Here is a 23444-nt window from a genome sequence, read left to right on the forward strand (position 1 = left end):
TGGCGCTGGCCGCCGGAAAACTCATGCGGAAACCGCGAGGCGGCTTCCGGCGACAGGCCCACCTTGGCCATCAGTTCCAGCACCTGGGCGCGGCGGGTCTTGGCCGTGCCGATGCCGTGGACCTTTAGCGGCTCGTCGATGATCTGGCCCACCGTGCGGCGGGGATTGAGCGAGGAATAGGGATCCTGGAACACCATCTGCATGCGCTTGCGCAGCGGCCGCACCTTCGCATAGGGCAGGCCGGAAATCACCTGGCCATCCAGGCACACTTCGCCGTCGGTGAGCGGGGCAAGGCCCATGACGGCGCGGCCCAAAGTGGACTTGCCGCAGCCGGATTCGCCCACCAGGCCCACGGTCTCGCCGGCGCGGATCTGGAAGCTGACGCCATCCACGGCGCGCACGTCGCCGTGGTGCTTCACCAGGCCGCGCACTTCCAACAAGGGCGTGCCGCCGGCACTGCTGCTGGCACTGAGGGGGGCCGCGGCTGCTGGGCTTTCGGACCGGATCATGCCAGCGCCTCCTGGTCGGCCGTGGCGAGGAAGCAGGCCACCGTGCCGTTCCCCAGCGCCCGCAATGCGGGCCGGCTCTCGGTGCAGGCGGGCACCACCGCCGCGCAGCGCGGCGCGAAGGCGCAGCCCTTGGGCAGAGCGGACAGCGCCGGAACGATGCCGGGGATTTCCATCAAGGGCAGGCGCGGGCCGTCATCCTCCGCCTCCGGATTGGGCAGGGCGCGCAGCAGGCCGCGCGTATAGGGATGCCGGGGCGCCCGGAACAGCTCCGCCACCGGGGCTTCCTCCACTTTGCGGCCCGCATACATCACCAGCACCCGGTCGGCATTTTCCGCCACCACGCCCAGATTGTGGGTGATCAGCAGGATGGCGAGGCCAAGTTCCGCCTGCAAGGCCCGCAGCAGATCGAGGATCTGCGCCTGCACCGTGGCATCCAGCGCCGTGGTGGGCTCGTCGGCGATCAAAAGCTTGGGATCGCAGGCCAGCGCCATGGCGATCATCACCCTTTGGCGCATGCCGCCGGACAGGCGATGGGGCAGTTCGTCCAGCACCCGGTCGGGATCGGGAATGCGCACCAGCTTGAGCAGGTCGCGGGCCTTGTCCCGGCGCTCGGCGCGGGACAGCAGGGGGCGGTGTTCCTCGAACACTTCCTCCAGCTGGCGGCCGATGCGCATGACCGGATTGAGCGAGGTCATGGGCTCCTGGAAGATCATGGACATGTCGGCGCCCCGCAGGGTGCGCATGTCGCGCTCCGACAAGGCCAGCACGTCGCGGCCGTTGAAGCGCACGGTGCCGCCGGCATTGAAGGCCACCGCCTCGGGCAGGAGGCGCATGAGCGAGAGGGCGGTCATGGACTTGCCTGAGCCGCTCTCGCCCACCACCGCCAGGGTCTCCCCGGCAGTGACGGTGAAGTCGAGGCTGTCCACCACCGTCACCTCGCCGGCGCGGGTGCGCAGGCGGGTGGTGAGGCCGCTGACCGCCAGCACCGGGGCATCGGAAGGGAGGATCTGCGCGTGCTTGGCCATCAGCGCATCTTCAGCTTGGGGTTGAGGGCATCATTGAGCCCCTCGCCCACCAGGTTCAGCGACAGCACCACCAGGATGATGGCGAGACCCGGCTCGGCTACCAGGAACCAGGCGGAGCGCAGGCTCTCGCGGCCGGCGCCGATCATGGCGCCCCAGGTGACCACATTGGGATCGCCCAGGCCCAGGAAGGAGAGCCCCGCCTCGGTGAGGATGGCGGTGGCCACCATGATGGAGGCGGTGACGATGATGGGGGTGAGGCAATTGGGCAGGATCTGGCCGAAGATGATGGAGCGCTCGCTCATGCCGATCACATAGCAGGACTGCACGAACTCCCGCTCCCGCAGGCTCATCACCTCGGCCCGCACCAGGCGTGCCACCGGCGGCCACGATACCAGCGCCAGAGCGGTGATGATGGAGGACAGCGCCGGCCCGAAGATCGCCACCAGCACCACCGCCAGGATGAATTGCGGCATGGTCTGGAACATCTCGGTGATGCGCATCAGCAGGTCATTGACCCAGCCGCCGTAATAGCCGGACAGGGCGCCCACCGTGATGCCGATGGCCAGCGCCACCAAGGTGGAGATGCCGCCGATCATCAGCGCGCTGCGGGCGCCGTGGAAGATGCCGGCGGCGATGTCGCGGCCGAGCGGATCGGTGCCGAGCGGATAGGCCATGTCCTCGCCGGGCCACAGCAGGGGCGCGGCCACCATGTCGCCGGGATCCTCGGGATAGAGCACCGGCGCCAAGAGTGCCGCCGCCACGATCAGGGCGAACACCACCAGGCCGATCACCGCCGTGCGCTTGCGGCGGAACAGCCGCCAGAGATTGAGCGCGCCGCTCATCGGGCCACAATCCGCGGGTCGAGCCAGGAATAGGCGAGGTCTACCAGCATGTTGATGATGATCACCATGACCGAGCTCATGAGCAGGATGCCGATGAGCAGGGAATAGTCGCGCTGGAACACGGCGTCATAGGTGAGGCGCCCGAGGCCCGGCCAGTTGAACACCGTCTCCACCACCACGGCCCCGCCCAGCAGCGATGCGGTCTGCATGCCCAGCATGGTCACGATGGGCAGCAAGGCGTTGCGCACCACATGGCGCAGCGTGACCTTGGCGGCGCCCAGGCCCTTGGCGCGGGCGGTGCGGATATAGTCCAGGCCCATCACCTCCAGCATGGAGGCGCGCATCAGCCGGGTGTAGATGGCGAAATAGAACAGCGAGAGGGTCATCGCCGGCAGCACCAGATGCCAGAGCACGTCCATCACCCGTCCCAGCGGGCTGACATTCTGCCGCGCCACGTCGATGAAGCCGCCGGAGGGGAGGATGCCCAGAGTGACCGAGAACAGGATGATGAGCATCAGCCCGATCCAGAAGATCGGCATGGCATAGGCCAAGAGCGCCACCAGCGAGATCAAATCATCCAGCCAGCTGTTGCGCCGGATCGCCGCCAAGGCGCCGAACAGCACCCCCAGCGCCACCGAGACCACGATGCTCACACTCATCAGCATCATGGTGGGGCCCACGCGCTGGAGGATCAGATCGCGCACCGGCATGTTGTTGCGGATGGAATAGCCCAGATCCAGCTGGGCGATCTGCACGCCATAGCGCGCCAATTGGATATAGAGCGGCTGGTCGAGCCCGTATTTCTCGCGCAGCTGCGCCATATAAGCGGCGTCGCCCGTGCCCGCTTCCCCGGCCATCACGTCGATGGCATCGCCGGGAGCCATGTGCAGGATGACGAAGCTGAACAGCACGATGCCGATCAGCACCGGAATTGCTTGGACCAGTCGCCGGGCAAAGAAGGCGGCCAAGGAGCCGCCGGAACGCCCGGTCTTCGTTTTAGCCATGATGATCCGTCCGCTTCAGCAAGAGACGCAATCCAGACGAATTCCCTGAAACGGCACTTTTTCACGTCCGCGTCTATGCACGACTACGCGGCGTATATTGGCCGCGCCCAAGAACATGACTAAGGCGCGTGCATGCCCACGCTTTCAGCGCGGACGTATAAAAGGACAACACTTACCCAGCGATTGCAAGCAGGTTTTGCAAACAAGTGTTTGAATTTTTCGTCCGTGTGACACGGCGGCTGACGTCCGCCGCTTTCAGGGGGCGGTGCCGCCCCCCGCGGTGTCAGGCGTCGACGGTGAGGTCGAGCCCGGCCAGCAGGTCCTGGCGCAGGATCTTGCCATAATGAGAGCGGGGCAATTCCCCGCGCAGATGCACGCTCTTGGGGCGCTTGGCGCCGGACAGATTGGCGCGGCAGAACGCCAGGATGTCCTCGGCGCTCGCCTCGCCACCGTCTTTCAGCACCACGAAGGCCGTCACCGCCTCGCCCCACTCCAGGTCCGGCACGCCGATCACCGCCACGTCGCGGATGGCCGGATGGCGGGCGATGGCATCCTCCACCTCCTTGGTCACCACCGAGACGCTGCCGGTGCGGATCACGTCCTTGATCCGACCGACAATGGCCAGATCGCCCTTGTCGGTGAACTGGCCGATGTCGCCCGTATGCAGCCAGCCGTCCTTGAGGGCGGCGGCGGTGGCGGCGCGGTCGTTCCAATAGCCGGCCATGACGTTCGGCCCGCGGATCAGCACCTCGCCGGTGGCATCCCCCGGCGCGTCGACGTCGGTGCCGGCCAGGGCCACCTCATAGCCGAACAGCGGCTTGCCCACGCAGTCGCGGATCACGGCCCGCATGGCGCGACGGCAATCGAGCCGTTCGGGTTTCAAATAGCAGGTGACCGGGGCCTCGGTCAGTCCGTACAGGACACCGATGCGGGGCCCCATCACCTCCAGCGCCTGTTCAAACACCGGCGTGGGGATGCGCGAGCCGCCCACATGCACCGCTTCCAGGGCATTGAGGGCCACGTCATCGGGGGCCAGATGCTCCAGGGCGCGGCGCAACTGGGTCGGGACCAGGGAGGTCCGGGTGGCACCGCTGCGGGCCATCTGAAACGGGAAGCGCTCGGGATCGAACCCGCCGCCCAGCACGATGCGCGCCCCGCCCAGCAGATAGGCCAGCGACACCACCTGCGCCACCGGCCAGAGCGGGCGCACGTTCAGGAACACGCTCTCCGGCCGGATGTCGAAGCCGGCGATGAGGTGCTGGACCACGGCGAACAGATTGCTGTGCCGCAGCATGATGGCCTTGGGCCGCCCGGTGGTGCCGCCGCTGAAGTTCAGCGACGCCAGTTCGGTGTCGGCGCCCGCCGGCACAAAGCGGTCGGAGGCTTGGCTCAGCAGGGTTTCGTAGTCATGGGCGCCGGGCAGGGGGCCGCGGACCGCGACCACATGGTCGAGGGCCGCCACGTCCGCCCGCAGATCCTCTGCCACCGCGGCCAGACCGGCATCGGCCACCACCGCCCGCGCGCCCGCATGGCGCAACTGCGCCAGGAGATCGGCGCGGCTCGCCTTCGGGTCCATGGGCACCCGGACGAAGCCGGCGACCATGGCGCCATAGTCCGCCTCCAGATATTCGCGGATGTCCGGCATGAGCAGCGCGATGCGGTCGCCGCGGACGAGCCCGAGGCCCGCCATCGCCTGCCCAAACTGTGCGACCCGTGCCGAAAAGGCCTCGAAGGTCCACGGCCCTGCTTCATCAACCAGGGCAACACGATCACCGTGCCAGGCGCGAGCCCGGCGAAAAAGAAGGCCGAGGTGCATATCACCACCCCTTCAGAAGAATACGGCCGGTGGTGTGCCGGCTCTCCATCAGCCTGTGCCCTTCTGCGACGTCTGGAAAGGGCAAAACGCTGTGGACCACCGGTTGGATCGATCCAGTGGCCAAAAGATGTAAACCCATGCGAACATCCGCATAGGTTGCATTGCCCGAACCGCAGATGCGCAGGCGTCGGCCGATGATCAGGCCGGGGTCCAGTTGGATCGGACGGGCCTCCACATTGCCCAGCACCACCACCACCGCATGGGCGGCGCAGGCGCGCAGGCTCTCGCCGATGGTGCTGGAGACCACATTCTCCAGGACGATGTCCGCGCCGATCTTGCCGGTCAGCCGCCAGGCTTCCTTGCTGAAGGCGCCGTCCGGCGCCACGATCACCTCGTCGGCACCGGCGGCGCGGATGGCGGCTTCCTTGTCCGGCGAACTGGTCACCGCGATCACCCGCGTATGCAGGGTCTTGGCGATCTGGATCTGATGCAGCCCCAGGCCGCCGCCGGCGCCGGTGATCAGCACCGTGTCGCCGACCTTGGCCTCGGCGACCCCGACGAGCGCGCGGATGCTGGTGCCGATGGGGCACACCGCCAAAGCGGCGGCATCGAGGCTGACCGCATCGGGCACCGGGATCAGGTTGCGCACCGGCACGCAGCAATATTCCGCATAGCCGCCGCCGCCCTGTTCGCCCAGCACCCGGCTGTTGCGGCACAGGTCCTGCCGCCCGCCCAGGCAATGGGGGCAGATGCCGCAATAGAGCCGCTGGTAGATCACCACCCGCTCGCCCACGCGGCTGGCGGGAACGTTGGCGCCCACCTCGTCCACCACGCCGGAAATCTCATGGCCGAGGATCTGGCCCGGCTGGTCGCGCGGGATGCGACCGGCCCGGGAGAGGACGTCGTGATAGCAGATGCCCGCCGCATGGATGCGCACCAGCGCCTCGTCCGGCCCCGGATCCGGCCGGTCCACGCGCACCGCGCGGAACACGTCGGGAGGTCCGAAGGCGGGAAAGACGACGGCGTTCATCAGAGTCATGGGACAGTCCGGTGGTTCAACGCGACAGGGGAATGCGGCGGCGCGGGTCAGCGGCGGGTCTGGTGGGCGGCAGCGCCCTGGCGGAAGTCGTCCTTGGCTTCCACCGCGTCCCGCGCCGCGGCCGCTTCCACCCGCGCGGCCGCATAAGCGGCGCGGCGACTGAAGGTGGCGAGGCGCTTGGTGGTCTGCACGCCGATGGCTGGATAGCTTGCAATCCGCTCCGCCCATTGGGCGGCGGTCGCGTGCACGTCATCCACCACGGCATTGAGGAGGCCGAACCGGTAGGCTTCCATTGCGTCCACATTGCGGGCCATCAGCAACAATTCCATCGCATAGGCCTGGGGGATGACTTCGCCGAGCCGCATGGCGCTCATGGCCGAGATCATGCCGTGGCGCACCTCGGGATAGCCGATCACCGTGTTGTGCGCCGCCAACCGCAGGTCGCAATGCAGCGCCAGCGTCATGCCCATGCCGATGCAATAGCCGTGCAGGGCGCCGATCACCGGCTTGTCCAGGCGCACGCCGACACCGGGAATGGCGTCCAGCAGCACCTCGGTGGTGACCATCTGACCGGTGCGGTTGATTTCCTTGATGTCGGAGCCGGCACAGAAGGCGCGCTCCCCGGCGCCGGTGAGCACCACCACCCGCACCGCGTCATCGGCGGCGACCTCGCGCCAGATCTCGCCCAGCCGCTCCTTGGCGGGCACGTCCAGCGCATTCATCACCTCCGGCCGCCGGATGGTGACCGTGGCGATGCCAGCATGGGTTTCAAGCGTGATTGTCATTCCGACCCCTTCAGCTTGGCCTTCGCCAGCAGAAGGAATGCAGCACACCCGCTGACATAACCTCCAATGCTGATTTTTGGCCTGCTTATGCCGTGCATGCATAAGGGAAAGGATGGATTAGCGTTCGATGCGGGGATCCTGGGCCAGATGCCGGGCCAACAGCGCCACCAGCAGGGTGACAGGTTGGGAGGCGATGCGCCGCTCGGGAAGGGCGATGGCAAAGCGGAAATCGAGCCGGGGCAGGAACGGCCGGGCCGCCAATTGCCCGCCACCGAACTCCTCGGCGGTGAACGGGTCCACCACCGAGATGCCGGCCCCCGCCGCCACCAGGGCGCAGGCGGCAAGCGAGGTCAGGGCCTCGGCCCTGACGTTGAGGGCGAGGCCGGCGGCCTCCAGCCGGTGTCGCAGATCGCGGCCGACTTCGCTGTCCGGCGGCACGGCGATGAAGCCCTGCCCCGGCAGATCCTCCAGCCCCAATGCGGGGCGGCTCGCCAGCCTGTGGCCCGGGGGCAGCACCGCGCGGCAGGGCGCCTGGAAGCTGTGGGCGATGGTCAGGCCCGCGAAGCGCTCCGGTGCCTGCGTCACCCCCACGTCAAACAGGCCATTGGCCACGGCATCGCGGATGCGGGCGGAGGCATGGACCTCGAAGGTGACGTTGATATCCGGGTAGAGGCGCATGAATTCGGCCAGCGCCCGCGGCACCGGCCCGAAGCAAAGCGCGGGAATGGCCGCGAACCGCACATGGCCGCGCCGCACCTCGCGGATCTCCCCCGCCACCTTGGTCATGCGCTCCAGGCCCGCATAGCTGACCATCAGCTCGTCATGGAACGCGGCGCCCTCGGGGGTGATGATGAGGCGCTTGCCGTCCCGCAGGAACAGGGCGAAGCCCACCGACCGCTCCAGCTCCGCCAACCGCCGGCTCACCGCCGGCTGCGAGAGATTGAGGTGCCGGCTGGCGGCGGTCACGCTGCCGGTGGCGACCACGGCGCTGAAGACATCGAGCTGGCCGGGATGCAGTCGCGCGGATGCCGGTGCCCGGTCCTTCGCCGGACCGTCCGCCCTGGCGGCGACCGGCGGCTCAGGCGCTCCGTCCGGTTCGTCGCGCCGCCTGCCCATGCTGTCCCATCCCTGCGCTGCGGCGGCAGTATCGCAGGAAACCGGTGGCCGCGCATCGCCCCGAGGGTGCGGCGATGCGCGACGTCAGAGGCACTCAGTCAGGGGCACTCAGAACGTGCCGGGATACTGCCCGCCGTCCACCAGCAGGTTCTGGCCGGTGACGAACCCGGCCTTGGCCGAGCACAGGAAGGCGGCATAGGCGCCGATTTCCGCCGGCTCGCCATAGCGTCCCGCCGGGTTCTGCGCCGCGCGTTCCGCCCAGATCTCTTCGAACGACCGGCCGGTCATGGCCACCAGGCCCTGCACATGGTCGCGTTGGGCGTCGGAGGCGATGATGCCGGGCAGGATGTTGTTGATGGTCACGTTGCGAGACACGGTGGTGCGGGCCAGCCCGGCCACGAAGCCCACCAGGCCCGAGCGGGCGCCATTGGACAGGGCCAGCTCGATCTGCGGCGTCTTCACGCTGCGCGAGACGATGTTGACCACCCGGCCGAAGCCGCGGTCCATCATGCCGTCCACGGTCAGGCGCATCATCTCGATGGGCGCCAGCATCATGCGGTCCAGCGCCCGGATCCAGTCGGCGCGGGTATGGGTGCGATAGTCGCCGGGAGGCTCGCCGTCGCCGTTATTGATCAGGATGCCCGGATCGGGGCAGGCGGCGAGCGCCGCCAGGCGCCCGGCATCGGTGGTCATGTCGGCGGCGATGAAGCCCACCTTGATGCCCGCAGCGGCGGAAATCTCCGCCGCCGCCTGCTCAAGCGTGGCCTTGGTGCGGGCCGCGATGGTCACATGCACGCCCTCGCGGGCGAGCGCTTCGGCGCAGGCGCGCCCCATGCCCCGGCTGCCGCCGGTCACGAGGGCGCGGCGGCCGGCAATGCCGAGATCCATGGGGCTCAGGCCGCCACGGCGGAGAGCGGAGCCAGGGTCCAGCCGTACTTCTTGTCCAGCTCCAGCTCCTTCACGATGCGCAGGCCCTTGGCCAGCGCCTCGCCTTCCAGGCCACGCAGCGGCTTGCGCAGCTCGCCCACCGGCAGGCCGACCGCCTTCATCAGCGACTTCACCGCCACCGGATTGATGGCCGAATAGGTGTAGTGGAGCATGGGCAGCAGGCCGAGATAGGCATCCTTGAACGCCTCAGCACCGGCATTGGCGCTCCATGGACGGGAGATGGTGGCCAGTTCCGCCGGGGCGAGGTTGCCGGTCATGTTGGCGGTGCCGTGGCCGCCCAGGCTCATGGTGGGCACCACCAGGCCGAGATTGGGGCTGTCGCAGCACATCACCGAGACGTCGGGACGCGCCGCCAGCACCTGCGCCACCTGGCCGACGCGGGTGGTGGACTCCTTGTGGATCACATAGTTCGGGTGCTTGAAGATGCGCAGCAGATGGTCCCAGTGCAGGTCGCTCTTCACCCGCGGCGGGTTGTTATAGATGCCCAGCGGCAGATCGGTGGCGTCCGCCACTTCCAGGAAGAAGCCCTCGATGTCCGCTTCCGGGGCGCAGATATAGGCCGGGGCGGCGAGAATCGCGCCGTCGGCGCCATTGGCCTTGGCGAAGCGGACGTTCTCGATGGTGCTTTCGGTGTTGTTGCCGGTGCAGCCGTAGAAGATCGGCATGGCCGCGGTCTTCATCTTGGCGGTCTCGACGATGACCTGCTTCTTCTCCTCGGCGGAGAGCATGGAGGTCTCGCCCGTGGAGCCCATGATCAGGATGGCACTGGTGCCGTTGTCCGCCTGGAACTTCAGCAGGTCGCGGAAGGCGGCGAAATCCACCGAGCCGTCCTTGTTGAACGGCGTCACGATGGCGACGAAGGAACCGGTGATCTTTTCCATGGATGGCCTCTGCCTGATGCGGAGCGATACCCGCCCGCGGGTGGCTGCTGCTAAAGGATAAGGGCGCCGGAAAACCGGCCGGAAATCAAGGCTGCCGCGGCGCTCCCGGAGATGCGGCGCACTGCGCGGGAGGCTCCGTTTCAAATAATTGTTTGAAATCTGACGCGCACCCGTCACCCTGTCAATAGCGGGTTGCCGGCAACGCACCTGCGCAAGCCTTCCAGCCAGTGCCGCCGCGGCGGACCGAGAGACAGACCATGGCGATCCAGCGCATGCCCCATCTGGCCCATTGGGGCGCCTTCACCGCAGTGGTGGAGGATGGCCGGCTGATCGGCTGCGAGCCGTTCCCCGGCGATCCGGCGCCTTCGCCGATGCTGGAGAGCATCGTGCCGTCGGTCTATTCTCCCCACCGCATTGAGCGCCCCGCGGTGCGCGAGAGCTTCCTGGCCCATGGCTATCGGGCGGGCGGGGCCGGGCGCGGCAGCGAGCGCATGATCGAGGTGAGCTGGGATCTGGCGCTGGAGCTGGTGGCCGGCGAGATCACCCGCGTCGAGGCCGAGCACGGCCGCAGCGCCTTGTTCGGCGGCTCCTATGGCTGGTCGTCCGCCGGGCGCTTCCACCATGCCCGCTCGCTGGTGCGGCGGTTCTATTTCAGCGGCGGCGGCGCCGTGGATCAGGTGGGCAATTACAGCTGGGGCACGGCGCAATTCCTGCTGCCGCATGTGATCGGCACCTATCAGCCGCTCACCGGCCGGGTCACCGCCTGGCCGAGCATCCTCGCCCATGCGCAGATCTTCATTGCCTTCGGCGGGCTGGCGCTGAAGAACGGCCAGGTGGCGTCCGGGGGCGCGGCCCAGCACACCCAGGAAAAATGGCTGCGCCGGCTGGCGGCGTCCGGCATTCCGGTGGTCAATGTCTCGCCCACGCGGGGGGATTGCCCGGATTTCCTCAATGCCGAATGGCTGCCGATCCGGCCCAATACCGACACCGCCTTCATGCTGGCGCTGGCGTTCGAGATCCTGCGCCTGGATGGCGCGGACCATGCCTTTCTCGCCACCCATACGGTGGGGGCCGATGCGCTGCTGGCCTATGTGCGCGGCGAGAGCGACGGCATCCCCAAGACCCCGGACTGGGCGGCCGCCATCTGCGGCCTGCCGGCGGAACAGATCGCCGCGCTGGCGGCGCGCCTCGTGGGGGTGCGCAGCTTCCTCACCTGCTCCTATGCGGTGCAGCGGGCCGAGCATGGCGAGCAGCCTTATTGGATGGCCATCGCCTTGGCGGCGCTGCTGGGGCAGGTGGGCCTGCCGGGTGGCGGCTTCGGCTTCGGCCACGGCTCCATGAACGGGGTGGGCAATCCCCGCCGCCCGACGGCGGGGCCGGAGATGGCGGTGGGGGCCAACCCCATTCGCCGCGCCATTCCCGCCGCCCGCATCACCGAGATGCTGGAAGCGCCCGGCAGCACCTATGACTTCAACGGCCGCACCGAGACCTATCCCGATGTGCGGCTGATCCACTGGGCGGGCGGCAATCCGTTCCACCACCATCAGCAGCTCAACCGCTTCGCCCGCGCCTGGGAGAAGCCGGACACCATCATCGTCAACGAGATCTGGTGGACCCCCACCGCCAAGCGCGCCGACATCGTGCTGCCGGTGACCACCACCCTGGAGCGCAACGACATCGGCGGCTCGTCCCGCGACCGTTTCGTATTGGCCATGCACCAGGCCATCGCCCCGCTGCATGAGGCGCGTTCGGACTTCGCCATCTTCGCCGATCTGGCGGCGCGCCTGGGCCATGAGGCCGCCTTCACCGAAGGGCGCGACGAGATGGGCTGGATCCGCGCCATCTATGCCCAATGCGCCGCCGCCAATGGCGCGGCGGGCATCCCCTTCCCGGATTTCGAGACCTTCTGGGCGCAGGGCGCGGTGGAATTGCCGGAGCCGGACGAGGACTTCGTGCTGTTCGCCGATTTCCGCGCCGATCCCAAGGCCCATCCGCTGAAGACCCCCAGCGGGCGGATCGAACTCTACAGCGCCGCCATCGCCGGCTTCGGCCTGAAGGACTGCCCGCCCCATCCCACCTGGATGACGCCGCAGGAATGGGGCGGCGCGCCTTTGGCGACCCATTTCCCGCTGCATCTGCTCACCGTCCAGCCCGCCGACCGCCTGCACAGCCAGATGGATTTCGCCCCCCTGGCGCAGAGCGGCAAGGTGGCGGGCCGCGAGGCCATCACCTTGCATCCCGATGATGCCGCCGCCCGCGGCTGCGCGGCGGGGGATACGGTGCGGGTGTTCAACGGCCGCGGCGCTTTGCTGGCCGGCCTGCAACTGGACGCCGGGGTGCGCCCAGGGGTGGTGGTGATGGCCACCGGCGCCTGGTTCGATCCCGATCCGCTGGCCGGCGCCCCGGAGCGGGCCGGCACCGCCAATGTGCTCACACGCGACGTGGGCACCTCCGGCCTCTCCCAGGGGCCGAACGCCATGAGCTGCCTGGTGGAGGTGGCGCGCGCCTGAGGGCGCGCCACCCGCATCGTCGGGCCGGAAGCCGGCGCGGCTCAGAACATGGTGTTGGGATTGGCGGCCTTTTCCGGCACCGGCTGGATCACGTCCCAATGCTCGACGATCTTGCCGTTCGACACCCGGAAGATGTCGACGATGGCATTGCCGCGATCCTGCGGATTGAGGGTGGAGTGCACATGCACCGCCACCAGATCGCCGTCGGCGATCACCCGCACCATCTTGTTGGTGGCCTGCGGGTTGTTCTCGAACCGCCCGCTGAGGAATTTGATGGTGGCCTCCGGGCCGTCCGGCACGTTGGGATTGTGCTGGGTGTAGGGCAAAGCGACATAGGTATCGAAGCCCTCCTGCACCTTATGCTGCTCGAACACCATCCGGTAGAATTCGGTGACGATCTGCTTGGGCGTCTTGTCCGCCGCATGGGCGGCGGGCGCGATGGCGCCGAGGGACATGACGACGGCGCAGGCCGCCAGCGCCCGGTTCAAAGTCAGCACGCGCATGGGATCTCCTTGACCGTTCGGGCGTGTCCCCGGTGCGGATCACCTGACGCCCCAAGGGTCAGCCGATACGGGAACGCGCCGGAATTGCCAATGCGCAGCGATGGAAACGCGGTGGTGAGCGCGAACACGTTTGCGTTTCTGATCGGAGTGCGGGGGAGTGGGCGGGCACCGCCAGCGGGTAGGCCAATCCCTGGGCGTCTTCGAGCGGACTCAGGGCCGAACGCCGTGCGCCGCCTTGCGCCAGGAGCGGAAGTTCGCCGCGGTGGCGACCAACGTCTGCTTTGGGGTGGTTTCCAGACGGTTCGCTATCGGTCAAGATCCTGCGAAAGCGAACTCAGTGAATGTCCGACCTGGGTGAGTTACGTGGCTTCCATGCGAAGCTCATGGCAACCTTTAGCGGCTCGAACTGGTTAATCTCGAGCGGCCCAGGGAACTGAGGCCAATTCGGTCACGTAGATGATCTAATTTTGTTGATGAGCTCCCTCCCTCCTAAATCGTGAAACTCGCGGACTATCCCAGCTACGGCGGTCATGATCCGAGCAACAGTGTTACAAAATTCCCGATCAAACCCGAACCGGGCGGGTTGCATCAGATGTCTATTCGTAATTCTAGAAATCCTCTCAGAGGTCGGAGGATGGGTGCGCACTGCCTCCTTGGTTGGCGCGAGCGCATCCTCTGCGTCGATGGACCTAAGAATGTCGTTCGCTATAAGTACGAGCACAGCTCCGGCGCCTGTCGCGATGTAAGGATTGTCGATCTGAAGGGGTTCGGAACGTAGGTGCTCAGCCAAGCTCATCGCGAAGCGGTCGGCATCGTGCTCTTGTTTGATCGGGTCGTCGCCAATGTTCCGGTGGACGAGTGCATGATGTCCGTATTCATGCGCGAAGGCAAAGTATTCCATGGACCAGGCAACCTGCTCGAATAACATGAGCTCCATCTGGGTTGCGGGCTGGTAGGGGACTAGGGCATGCGTACCCGTCGAGGCGAACGAGACGAAGATGCGATTCCAATAAATGGTAAGTTCAACATTCCGCAGTAAGAGAAATCGATCTTCATCCGCTGAAAGTTTAGATGAACTCCAGTAACTCGGATTGAGCATAAGCGTTCGTGTGTAGGCTCTCGCGATCAAACCGCACCAGCGAAAAAAGAACGATGTGACCGTGAGGATCGCTTCGTCAGTCATGATAACGTTCGTTAGTCCGGCCTCTACCCCGGTCCGCGGATCAATACCAATTAGAACAGGTGTGTGTGCCAAGCCCTTAGCTGTAATTGCTGCCGAGACACGATCAGCGATGATCTGCGCATGGGCTTCTAGATTCGGCGCCACCCCTGGACTTGAAGGCTGCAAGGGCTGCTCAAGCTGCGCATATGCTTCATGCCCAGCGTTTATTTCCTCTTCACTCCATCCGGCAGCGCGTAATGCTTTGCGGAAGCATCGCGCCTGATAACCCTCATTCTCCGGTCTATAAATCGCGGCGTCTGGTAACTCCACGGCTCGACTGAAAATTTGACCCCAAAGGTCCCTTGCCGCGTCAATCATCTGATGCCCCAAGTCGTCATGAACGAACGGCTGCCTTCCAATTCGGGGGGCGTAACTGACCGTCAACTTTCGACTTATTGCAACAGAAAACCGATTGAAAGTGAATGACTGCTTTCGGAGGGATCCAAAGTCTCGTGGAACGGCGATGATGGGCTCGAGATTCGCCGTCGGCGCCCGGCCGGCTCTCCGATATTCAGGTTGCCACCGCCGGCAATGATCGGCCCCGGTCATGGTCGCGCGCAAGGGAAGAGCGCCCGGTCGCGGATGCGCCGCGCCGGGACGATCCACCAAGTCGCCAAGGGCGTTCAGGCTCTGCGAACAAGCGCTCCCCCACGCCCGCACAACCGTGCGAATACGCCATCCTGCGTGCGTCCGTCAGGGCATCCCGTTCGTGGCCCTGCTAAGGTTGCGGCAGATCAATTCATTTCAGTCTTTTCTGAAATAGCTGTTGTGGCCGAAAGCCATGATGAAACTCTCTCCCCAAATCCAATCCTTCGTGCTGCACTTCGGCGAGATGGGCAGCCGCTGGGGCATCAGCCGCACCGTGGGCCAGATCTATGCCCTGCTGTTCGTCTCTGCCCGGCCGCTCTGCGCCGAGGAGATGGCGGCTGCGCTCGGCATCTCGCGCTCCAACGTTTCCATGAGCCTGCGCGAACTGCAGGCCTGGAACCTGGTGCTGCTGAAGCATCTGCCGGATGACCGGCGTGATTTCTTCACCACCCCCGACGACGTCTGGCAGATCCTGCGCACCCTGGCGGAGGAGCGCAAGAAGCGCGAGGTGGACCCCACTTTGGCGGTGCTGACCGACATCCTCTCCCGCCCGCCCGGCGATGCGGACGAGCGCTTTGCCCAGGCCCGCATGACGCAGATGCATGGCCTGATCGGCCAGCTCTCCGGCTGGTATGACGATGTGAAAGGGCTGGATAACGCCCGCCTCACCGGCCTGCTGGCGCTGGGGGCCAAAGTCACACGGCTGCTGGATGCGGCGGAGAAAATTCTGCCCCGGCGCCGGGCCCGGCCCGCGGATGTGGTGGGGGAGAGCCAGTCATGACCCGTATCCCAATGCCCAGCGCCCCGCGGCGGTCCGGGATGAACGCCCGCGTCTTGGGCGACATGGCGGTGCCGGCCGACACGGTGCCGGAGCGGGCGTCCCCGCGCCCCGCTTCGCCTGTGTTGCGCGGCCCGCTCTCCCTGCCTGCGTCCGGCCCGCGCATCGGTGCCGCCAAGGCGGCGCGTCTTCCGGCAGCGGCGCCGGAGCTGGCGCCCCGCCGCGATACCGGCATGTGGACCGATCCCGGCGCGCTGCTGCAGGTGGCCGCAGCCCTGATCTATATCGCCCAGGCGGCGGTGATCGCCCGCGCCATCGATGCCATCGGCACCGGCGGCGGCCTCGCGCCCATGCTGGGGCCGGCGCTGCTGGTGCTGAGCCTGGGAGTGGTGCGCGCCGCCATGGACGCGCTGGGTTCGCGCATGTGCTATGCCAGCGCCCGCCTCGCTTTGTCCCATCTGCGCCAGACCGTGAGCCGGGCGCTGGCCGGACGCTCGCCGCTGGATGCGGGCCGGCTGTCGGCGGGACTGGCCGCCAGCGCCATGGCCGAGCAGGCCGAGGCGGTGGTGCCCTATCTGTGGCGCTTCCGCCCCGCCCGGCTGCGGGCCACCGTGGTGCCGCTGGTGATCTTCGCCGCGGTGCTGACCTTTTCCTGGGCGGCGGCCCTGGTGCTGATGGTGGCGCTGCCCCTGATCCCGGTGTTCATGGCCCTCATCGGCTGGCGCGCCCAGGCGGCCAGCGAAGCGCAATTGGTGGAAGTGGGCGGCATGAACGGCTTCCTGCTGGACCGGCTGCGGGGCCTCGCCACCATCCGCGCGCTGGGCGCGGTGGACGCGACCGCCACCCGGCTGCGGGCCAGCGCCGAAGCGCTGCGGGCGCGCACCATGGCGGTGCTGCGCATCGCTTTCCTGTCCTCCGCGGTGCTGGAACTGTTCTCCGCGCTCGGCGTCGCCCTGGTGGCGGTCTATGTGGGCTTCCACCTGCTGGGCACGCTGGATTTCGGCACCTGGGGCGGCCGCCTCACCCTCGGGGAGGGGCTGTTCATCCTGATGCTGGCGCCGGCCTTCTTCGAGCCCATGCGCGATCTCTCCGCGGTGTGGCATGACAAGGCCGCCGGCACCGCGGCGCTGGCCACCCTGGAGCGGCTGTGCGTCGCCGGCCTGCCGCTGCCCGGCGCCCGCGGCACCGTGTGCGAGCCCGCCTCCGCCGGGCCGGCCCCGGAGGTGCGGCTGGAGGGCGTCAGCTTCCGCCATCCCGGCGGCGGCGCGGTGCTGGCGGATCTCGACCTGACCGTGCATGCCGGCGAGCGGGTGGCCTTGCTGGGGCCGAGCGGCGTGGGCAAGTCGACGCTGCTGGCCCTGCTGGCGGGCCTCGCCCCGGCGAGCGCCGGGCGGGTGCGCATCGACGGCACGGTGATGAGCGAAGCCACCACCGCGGACCTGCGCGCCGGCATGGCGTGGATCGGGCAGCGGCCGCATTTCTTTGCCGCCTCGCTGCGCGCCAACATCGCTTTGGGCCGGCCCTGGATCGCCATGGAGGCGGCCGACGAGGCGCTGAATTTCGCGGTGCTGGAGCATGTCTCCGGCGCCCTGCGCGGTGCGGCCATCGGCGAGGGCGGCGCCGGCCTGTCGGGGGGCGAGGCGCTGCGGCTGGCGGTGGCGCGGGCGGCGGTGGATCCGCGCGCCACCCTGATCCTGGCGGACGAGCCCACCGCCCATCTCGATGCCACCACTGCCGCCGAGATCACCGAGGCGCTGCTGACCCTGGCCATTGGTCGCACGCTCATTGTCGCCACCCACGATCCGGTCCTGGCGAGCCGGATGGACCGGGTCATCCGCCTGGAGGGACTGCCCCATGCGTGATCTCAGGACCGTCCTGGCCGTGTTCTTCGCCGAACGGGGCGCCATGCTGATCGGCGGCGCCCTGCTGTCCGCCTTGACCGTGCTGGCGGGGATCGCCCTGCTGGGCGTCTCCGGCTGGTTCATCGCCGCCACCGCGCTGGTGGGCCTGTCCGCCGCGGCGGCGGTGTCGTTCGATGTGTTCACCCCGTCTGCTGTGATCCGCTTCCTGGCCCTGGCCCGCACCGGCGGGCGCTATGGCGAGCGCCTCGCCACCCATGAGGCGACCTTGGGCGTGCTGGCGGGCCTGCGCGAGCGGCTGTTCCGCGGCTGGGCGACGCCGGGGGCGGCCCGTGCCCTGCTGGCGCGCCCCGCCCGCCTCCTGTTCCGGCTGACCGAGGACATCGATGCCCTGGGCCAGCTCTATCTGCGGGTGCTGGTGCCGGTGGGCGCGGCCCTGGCCGCCACCCTCGCCGCCGGCATCGGCCTCGGCATCCTGGTGTCGCCGCTGGCGGGGCTCGCGCTGACCGCCGGCCTGCTGGGGCTGGGGCTGGGCCTGCCGCTGCTGGCGGCGCGCCGGGCCTATCCCGCCGTGCGCCGCCGCGCCCATGCCATGGAGGCGCTGCGGGCGCGCACCATCGACCTGGTGGCCGGGCAGACCGAATTGGCTATGGCCGGGCGCCTGGAGGCCCAGCGCAGCTCGATCCTGGCCGCCGACCACAAGATGGTGGCGGCGGACGACGTGCTGAACCGCATCGACACCACCTTGGGCATGGGCCTCAACATCAGCGGTGCACTGCTGCTGGCCGGGGCGCTGCTATTGGCGGGGGGGCTGAGCCAGGCGGGCCTGATCAGCGCGCCGACGGCCGCCGCTCTGGTGCTGGTGGCGCTGGCGGCCATGGAGCCGTTCGCGGCGCTGCGCCGGGGCGCGCTGGAACTGGGCCGTACGCGCCTGGCCGCCCGCCGGCTGGCGCCGCGCCTCGCCCCGCAGCCGGAGCCCGCGGTGCCGCCGGCCCCGCCTGCGCCTCTGGCGGTGTGTCTGGCGGGGGTGAATCTGCGCCATGCGGGCGCCAATCGCGACATTCTGCACGACATCTCCTTCAGCCTGGCGCAGGGCGATCGGGTGGCGCTGGTGGGGGCGAGCGGGGCGGGCAAGTCCAGCCTGCTGGCGCTGGTGGCCGGCGAGGCTTGGGCCGATGGCGGCCGGGTGGCGGCGGTGGCCGGCACCCTGCTGACCCAGCGCACCGAGCTGTTCCAGGACAGCGTGCGCGACAATCTGCGGCTCGCGGCGCCCGATGCGGACGATGCGGCTTTGTGGGCGGTGCTGGCGGCGGTGGGGCTGGAGGACGACATCCGGGCGCTGCCGGAGGCCCTGTCCGCGCGGCTGGGGGAGGGCGGCCTCGGCCTGTCCGGCGGGCAGGCCCGCCGGCTGGCGCTGGCCCGCCTGCTGCTGCGCGACACCCCCTTATGGCTGCTGGACGAGCCCACCGAAGGGCTCGATGGGCAAACGGCCGCAGGGGTGCTGGGCCACATCGTTGACTTGGCGCAAGGCCGCACCTTGCTGATCGCCACACACATCCGCCGTGAGGCGGAACTGGCGGACCATCTGCTGGTGATGGCGCGCGGCCGGATCATCGCGCGACCCCGCCGCGGCGAACCGGGCTTTGACGCCGCCCTGGCGGCATTACGCCCCGATTGAACCCCACGGGCGCGCCGGTGCCCGCATTGACCGCCGGCAGGCCGACTCGGGGCCGAGAACCTGACCATCACCCGACGGCGGGGCCGCCGGGCAGACATCACCGGGGCAGCCCGAGGAGAAGATCAGATGGAATTCGATATCGTCTCGCTGTCGCGCTTCCAGTTCGCGATGACGGCGCTCTACCACTTCCTGTTCGTGCCGCTGACGCTGGGCCTGTCCATCATCGTCGCCATCATGGAGACGGTCTATGTGATGACCGGCCGGCCGATCTGGCGACAGATGACCAAGTTCTGGGGCCTGCTGTTCGGCATCAATTTCGTGCTGGGGGTGGCCACCGGACTGGTGATGGAATTCCAGTTCGGCATGAACTGGAGCTATTACAGCCATTATGTGGGCGACATCTTCGGTGCGCCTTTGGCCATCGAAGGCATGATGGCCTTCTTCCTGGAAGCCACCTTCGTCGGCCTGTTCTTCTTCGGCTGGGACAAGCTGTCCAAGGTGGGCCATCTGGTCACCGCCTGGATGGTGGCCATCGGCTCCAATTTTTCCGCGCTGTGGATCCTGATCGCCAACGGCTGGATGCAGAATCCGGTGGGTTCGGCCTTCAATCCCCAGACCATGCGCATGGAGGTCACGGACTTCTATGCGGTGCTGTTCAATCCGGTGGCGCAGGCCAAGTTCGTGCACACCGTCTCCGCCGGCTATGTCACCGCCTCGGTGTTCGTGCTGGGCGTGTCCGCCTGGTATTTGCTGAAGGGCCGGCATGTGGAACTGGCCAAGCGCTCATTGACGGTGGCCGCGTCCTTCGGGCTGGCGGCTTCCCTCTCGGTGGTGGTGCTGGGCGATGAGAGCGGCTACCTCACCACCGAGCATCAGAAGATGAAGCTCGCCGCCATGGAGGCGGTGTGGCACACCGAGACCACGCCGGCACCGTTCACCGTGGTGGGCTTGCCCGACCAGAAGGCGCGGGAAACCCATTATGCGGTGGAGATCCCCTGGGTCGGCGGCCTCATCGACACCCGCTCGCTGACCACGCCGGTGGAAGGCATCGAGGAATTGGTGGAGCGGGCCAAGGGCAACATCGCCCGCGGCGTGATCGCCTTCGACGCCCTGCAGACCATTCGCGCCGCCGCCGGCAAGCCGGTGGCCCCGGAGGTACAGAAGGCGTTCGAGGATAACGGCAATCTGCTCGGCTACGGCCTGCTGCTGAAGCGCTATGTGGATGATCCGCGCACCGCGACCCCCGCGCAGATCGAGAAGGCGGCCTGGGACACGGTGCCGGAAGTGGCGCCGCTGTTCTGGACCTTCCGCATCATGGTCGGCATCGGCTTCTTCATGATCCTTTTGACCGGCACCTTCTTCGTGCTGTCGGCCCGCCGGGCGCTGGACCGCTATCCGATCCTGCTGCGCATCGCGGTGCTGTCCATTCCGCTGCCGTGGATCGCGGCGGAGAGCGGCTGGTTCGTGGCCGAGTTCGGCCGTCAGCCCTGGATCATCGAAGGCATCCTGCCCACCGCCGCCGGTGTTTCCAGCAATGGGGCCATGTCCGTGCTGCTGACCATCATCGGCTTCGCGGTCATCTACTCCACTTTGTTCGTGATCGAGATGGGGCTGATGCTCCATTCCATCCGCAAGGGGCCGGCCCCGGATAATGACCCGGAAGCCATCCTGATCCCCGCCAGCATCGTTCCCGCGGAGTAATCCCGATGATCCTGCATGATTTGATCGACTATCAGACCTTGCGCCTGATCTGGTGGCTGCTCCTGGGCGTCCTCCTCATCGGCTTCGCCGTCACCGACGGCTTCGACCTGGGGGTGGGCACCTTGCTGCCCTTCGTGGCCCGCACCGATCTGGAACGCCGGGTGGTGATCAACACCATCGGCCCGGTGTGGGAGGGCAACCAGGTGTGGTTGATCCTCGGCGGCGGCGCCATCTTCGCCGCCTGGCCGGCACTCTATGCGGTGTCCTTCTCCGGCTTCTATCTGGCCATGTTCGCCATTCTGGCGGCATTGATCCTGCGGCCGGTGGGCTTCAAGTATCGCTCCAAGCGCGAGAGCCCGGCCTGGCGCGCCGGCTGGGACTGGGCGCTGTTCGTGGGCGGCTTCGTGCCGGCGCTGATCTTCGGCGTGGCGGTGGGCAATACCCTTCAGGGGGTGCCGTTCCGCCTCGATATGGACCTGCGCATCTTCTATGAGGGCACCTTCTTCGGCCTGCTCAATCCGTTCGCGCTGCTGTGCGGGCTGGTGTCGGTGGCCATGCTGGTGATGCACGGCTCAACCTGGCTGGTGCTGAAGGCCGAGGGGCCGGTGGCGGAGCGGGCGCGGGCGATCGGCAGCATCGCCGCGCTGCTGACCATCGCTCTGTTCGCCCTCGGGGGGATCGCGCTGTATCTGTTCGTGGCCGGCTATCAGATCACCAGCCCGATCGTCACCGACGGCCCGTCCAATCCGCTGCTGAAGACCGCGATCACGGCGCGGGGGGCCTGGTTCAGCAACTATGCCACCTACAACTGGCTGCTGGCGGTGCCGGCGGTGGGGCTGCTCGGCACGGCTTTGGCGGGCCTGGCGCTGCGGGCGCGATGGGAAGTGGCGGCTTTGCTGTTCAGTGCGCTGGGCATCGCCGCCATCATCGCCACCGTGGGGGTGAGCATGTTCCCCTTCATCCTGCCCTCGTCGCTGGATCCGCGTTCCAGCCTGACGGTGTGGGACACCTCGTCCAGCCATCTGACCTTGTTCATCATGCTGGTGTGCGTGGTGATCTTCCTGCCGCTGATCCTGGCCTACACCTCCTGGGTCTACAAGGTGCTGTGGGGCAAGGTGGACGAAAAGGCCATCCGCGACGGCGAGGGCCATGCCTACTGAGGCCTGGCTCACTATCCCGCATCAATGGCCGGCCGGCGCCTTTGCCCGGCCGGCTCCGGCTCTCACGGACAAGGAACATCTCATGTGGTACTTCGCCTGGATGCTCGGCCTGCCGCTGGCGGCGGCCTTCGCCATCCTTAACGCCATGTGGTTCGAACTGATGGAAGACGAAGCGGAGAAGAAGAAGGCGCGCGGGTAGGGCCGGGCTGGCGCGGGCCGGGGGGGCTGCGCGACCCTGTGATGGGCGTGCTGCGGCATGGGCGGTCAGCCGGGGCTGTTCTCCCTTTGCCCCGCCGTTTCACCCCCCTCCCCAACCCTCCCCCGCACGGGGGGAGGGGGCGCGGATCGAGGGGTGAGGACGTTTCGCGCCGCGGCAGCGCCGGTCATGGGGGCTGGTCATGGGAGCCGGTCATTGTCGCCGCTTATTGTATTGGTACGCGCGTTCCACCGGCGCACCGGAACCCCCTCCCCCCTTGCGGGGGAGGGAGGGGAGGGGGGTGAAACGGCCGGGGCCGTGCGCACCGCTCCGAGCGGCGTGCCCGCGCCCAACACGATGCTCAGGCGTCCGTCGCCCCCTCATCCAGATCATCGACACGGACGTCCCGCACCTGGCCCCGGCGCGCCGCAGGAGCGAGAGGGGCGTGCTGACAGGCATAAGCGCGGGGCTCCGATCCACCAGGTGTGGAGACGTCAGGCGCAGGTGGGTGCGAAGTGCAAGCGGGTATGAGGGCGCTTGCCCGCGGCCATCACCTCGGTCGCGCGGCGCGCGGCTGCCGGGGCTGCGCGCGCGCGAGCCCCGCGGCGCCGGCGCTCAGGCCTTCTTGAGAAATTCGGTGCGCAGAACCAGGCCCTTGACCTGCTTGGTGTTGCACTCCACTTCGGCCGGATCGCCGGTGAGGCGGATGTTCTTGACCAAGGTGCCGCGCTTCAGGGTCTCCGAGGTGCCCTTGACCTTGAGGTCCTTGATGAGGGTGACGGAATCGCCATCCGCCAGCTTGGCCCCGTTGCTGTCCTTCACGATGATTTCGTCGCTCACGTCGGTCCCCTTGTTCCCCCGCCCCCATGGGCGGGTGGTGCTGTTATAGGGGCACGACGCCGCGACGCCACCGTACGCGGCGTCGCATTCGGGGAATTGTGGGGCATTCCATGGAAACTGACACGGAATGCGTGGGGAATTGCGGAGCGAAACGCCGTTATGCGGTGCGCCGGCTCACCGCCGCCCACACCATCAGCACGATGATGGCGCCCACCACCGCCCCGATCAGACCCGCCCCTTCGCCGGCCTGATACCAGCCGACGGCCTGGCCCAGATAGCTGGCCACGCAGGCGCCGACGATGCCTAAAACCGTTGTCAGAATAAAGCCTTGTGGCTCATTGGGTCCGGGGTGGATCCACTTGGCGATCAGCCCCGCGACGAACCCGATGATGATCATCCACAAAATGCCCATTGATCTCTCCAGCCACTGCCATCCCCTGTGGG

General features: G+C 67.8%; 21 protein-coding genes. 7 read left to right on the forward strand and 14 right to left on the reverse strand.

Features of this window, described 5'->3' with window-relative positions; translation table 11 throughout:
- The 10 genes from AAG816_RS19775 to AAG816_RS19820 all read right to left on the reverse strand — a co-directional run.
- Positions 1 to 509 (reverse strand): dipeptide/oligopeptide/nickel ABC transporter ATP-binding protein (locus tag AAG816_RS19775; RefSeq protein WP_341991395.1); only part of this gene is annotated, 509 nt, incomplete at its 3' end.
- A complete protein-coding gene (locus AAG816_RS19780) occupies positions 506 to 1534 on the reverse strand; it encodes an ABC transporter ATP-binding protein (RefSeq protein ID WP_341991396.1) in 1029 nt (342 codons plus the stop codon). The genes AAG816_RS19775 and AAG816_RS19780, both read right to left, overlap by 4 nt.
- Complete coding sequence (locus AAG816_RS19785) at positions 1534 to 2376, reverse strand: ABC transporter permease (RefSeq protein WP_341991397.1); 843 nt, start codon at positions 2374 to 2376, stop codon at positions 1534 to 1536. The genes AAG816_RS19780 and AAG816_RS19785 overlap by 1 nt, the downstream gene beginning before the upstream one ends.
- Positions 2373 to 3380: an ABC transporter permease gene (locus tag AAG816_RS19790; protein WP_341991398.1), complete on the reverse strand. Its 1008-nt coding sequence runs from the start codon at positions 3378 to 3380 to the stop codon at positions 2373 to 2375. The genes AAG816_RS19785 and AAG816_RS19790 overlap by 4 nt, the downstream gene beginning before the upstream one ends.
- Positions 3381 to 3663: 283 nt before the next feature.
- Positions 3664 to 5196, reverse strand: coding sequence for an AMP-binding protein (locus AAG816_RS19795; protein WP_341991399.1), 1533 nt, complete (start codon positions 5194 to 5196; stop codon positions 3664 to 3666).
- A gap of 1 nt (position 5197) precedes the next feature.
- Positions 5198 to 6235, reverse strand: a complete 1038-nt coding sequence (locus AAG816_RS19800) for an alcohol dehydrogenase catalytic domain-containing protein (protein ID WP_341991400.1) — start codon at positions 6233 to 6235, stop codon at positions 5198 to 5200.
- A gap of 47 nt (positions 6236 to 6282) precedes the next feature.
- The gene (locus tag AAG816_RS19805; RefSeq protein WP_341991401.1) at positions 6283 to 7020 is read right to left on the reverse strand and encodes an enoyl-CoA hydratase/isomerase family protein; all 738 of its coding nucleotides are present in this window, start codon (positions 7018 to 7020) and stop codon (positions 6283 to 6285) included.
- 117 nt (positions 7021 to 7137) lie between these two features.
- Positions 7138 to 8136 carry a LysR family transcriptional regulator gene (locus tag AAG816_RS19810; protein ID WP_341991402.1) on the reverse strand — a complete coding sequence of 333 codons (999 nt, stop codon included), beginning with the start codon at positions 8134 to 8136 and terminating at the stop codon, positions 7138 to 7140.
- Between the two features lie 108 nt (positions 8137 to 8244).
- Positions 8245 to 9024 carry an SDR family oxidoreductase gene (locus tag AAG816_RS19815; RefSeq protein ID WP_341991403.1) on the reverse strand — a complete coding sequence of 260 codons (780 nt, stop codon included), beginning with the start codon at positions 9022 to 9024 and terminating at the stop codon, positions 8245 to 8247.
- A gap of 5 nt (positions 9025 to 9029) precedes the next feature.
- The gene (locus AAG816_RS19820; protein WP_341991404.1) at positions 9030 to 9965 is read right to left on the reverse strand and encodes a 4-hydroxy-tetrahydrodipicolinate synthase; all 936 of its coding nucleotides are present in this window, start codon (positions 9963 to 9965) and stop codon (positions 9030 to 9032) included.
- Between the two features lie 257 nt (positions 9966 to 10222).
- Between AAG816_RS19820 and AAG816_RS19825 the strand changes: the two genes are divergently transcribed.
- Positions 10223 to 12475 carry a molybdopterin-dependent oxidoreductase gene (locus AAG816_RS19825; protein ID WP_341991405.1) on the forward strand — a complete coding sequence of 751 codons (2253 nt, stop codon included), beginning with the start codon at positions 10223 to 10225 and terminating at the stop codon, positions 12473 to 12475.
- Positions 12476 to 12516: 41 nt separating this feature from the next.
- Here the strand turns inward: AAG816_RS19825 and AAG816_RS19830 are convergent, their stop codons facing one another.
- The gene (locus AAG816_RS19830; protein ID WP_341991407.1) at positions 12517 to 12978 is read right to left on the reverse strand and encodes a nuclear transport factor 2 family protein; all 462 of its coding nucleotides are present in this window, start codon (positions 12976 to 12978) and stop codon (positions 12517 to 12519) included.
- A 448-nt stretch (positions 12979 to 13426) separates the two neighbouring features.
- Positions 13427 to 14518 carry a hypothetical protein gene (locus AAG816_RS19835; RefSeq protein ID WP_341991408.1) on the reverse strand — a complete coding sequence of 364 codons (1092 nt, stop codon included), beginning with the start codon at positions 14516 to 14518 and terminating at the stop codon, positions 13427 to 13429.
- 466 nt (positions 14519 to 14984) lie between these two features.
- Here AAG816_RS19835 and AAG816_RS19840 point away from each other — a divergent pair, with 466 nt between their 5' ends.
- The 6 genes from AAG816_RS19840 to cydX all read left to right on the forward strand — a co-directional run bounded on the left by AAG816_RS19840 (position 14985) and on the right by cydX (position 22163).
- Positions 14985 to 15569: a GbsR/MarR family transcriptional regulator gene (locus tag AAG816_RS19840; RefSeq protein ID WP_341991444.1), complete on the forward strand. Its 585-nt coding sequence runs from the start codon at positions 14985 to 14987 to the stop codon at positions 15567 to 15569.
- Positions 15566 to 17428, forward strand: coding sequence for a thiol reductant ABC exporter subunit CydD (cydD, locus tag AAG816_RS19845; RefSeq protein WP_341991409.1), 1863 nt, complete (start codon positions 15566 to 15568; stop codon positions 17426 to 17428). The genes AAG816_RS19840 and cydD overlap by 4 nt, the downstream gene beginning before the upstream one ends.
- Entirely contained in the window at positions 17421 to 19103 is a 1683-nt protein-coding gene (locus AAG816_RS19850; protein ID WP_341991410.1) for an ATP-binding cassette domain-containing protein, read from the forward strand. Before cydD ends, AAG816_RS19850 begins: the two co-directional genes overlap by 8 nt.
- A gap of 126 nt (positions 19104 to 19229) precedes the next feature.
- A complete protein-coding gene (locus AAG816_RS19855; RefSeq protein WP_341991411.1) occupies positions 19230 to 20804 on the forward strand; it encodes a cytochrome ubiquinol oxidase subunit I in 1575 nt (524 codons plus the stop codon).
- Positions 20805 to 20809: 5 nt separating this feature from the next.
- Positions 20810 to 21964: a cytochrome d ubiquinol oxidase subunit II gene (cydB, locus tag AAG816_RS19860; protein ID WP_341991412.1), complete on the forward strand. Its 1155-nt coding sequence runs from the start codon at positions 20810 to 20812 to the stop codon at positions 21962 to 21964.
- Between the two features lie 82 nt (positions 21965 to 22046).
- A complete protein-coding gene (gene cydX / locus AAG816_RS19865) occupies positions 22047 to 22163 on the forward strand; it encodes a cytochrome bd-I oxidase subunit CydX (RefSeq protein ID WP_341991445.1) in 117 nt (38 codons plus the stop codon).
- 612 nt (positions 22164 to 22775) lie between these two features.
- Here cydX and AAG816_RS19870 read toward each other — a convergent pair.
- Both AAG816_RS19870 and AAG816_RS19875 read right to left on the reverse strand, forming a co-directional pair.
- Positions 22776 to 23129, reverse strand: a complete 354-nt coding sequence (locus AAG816_RS19870) for a zinc ribbon domain-containing protein YjdM (RefSeq protein WP_341991446.1) — start codon at positions 23127 to 23129, stop codon at positions 22776 to 22778.
- Positions 23130 to 23157: 28 nt separating this feature from the next.
- On the reverse strand, positions 23158 to 23412 hold the full coding sequence (locus tag AAG816_RS19875) for a GlsB/YeaQ/YmgE family stress response membrane protein (RefSeq protein WP_341991413.1): 255 nt from the start codon (positions 23410 to 23412) through the stop codon (positions 23158 to 23160).
- Between the last annotated feature and the right edge of the window lie 32 nt (positions 23413 to 23444).

It is taken from the genome of Azorhizobium sp. AG788 (genome assembly GCF_943371865.1).
GTDB lineage: Bacteria > Pseudomonadota > Alphaproteobacteria > Rhizobiales > Xanthobacteraceae > Azorhizobium.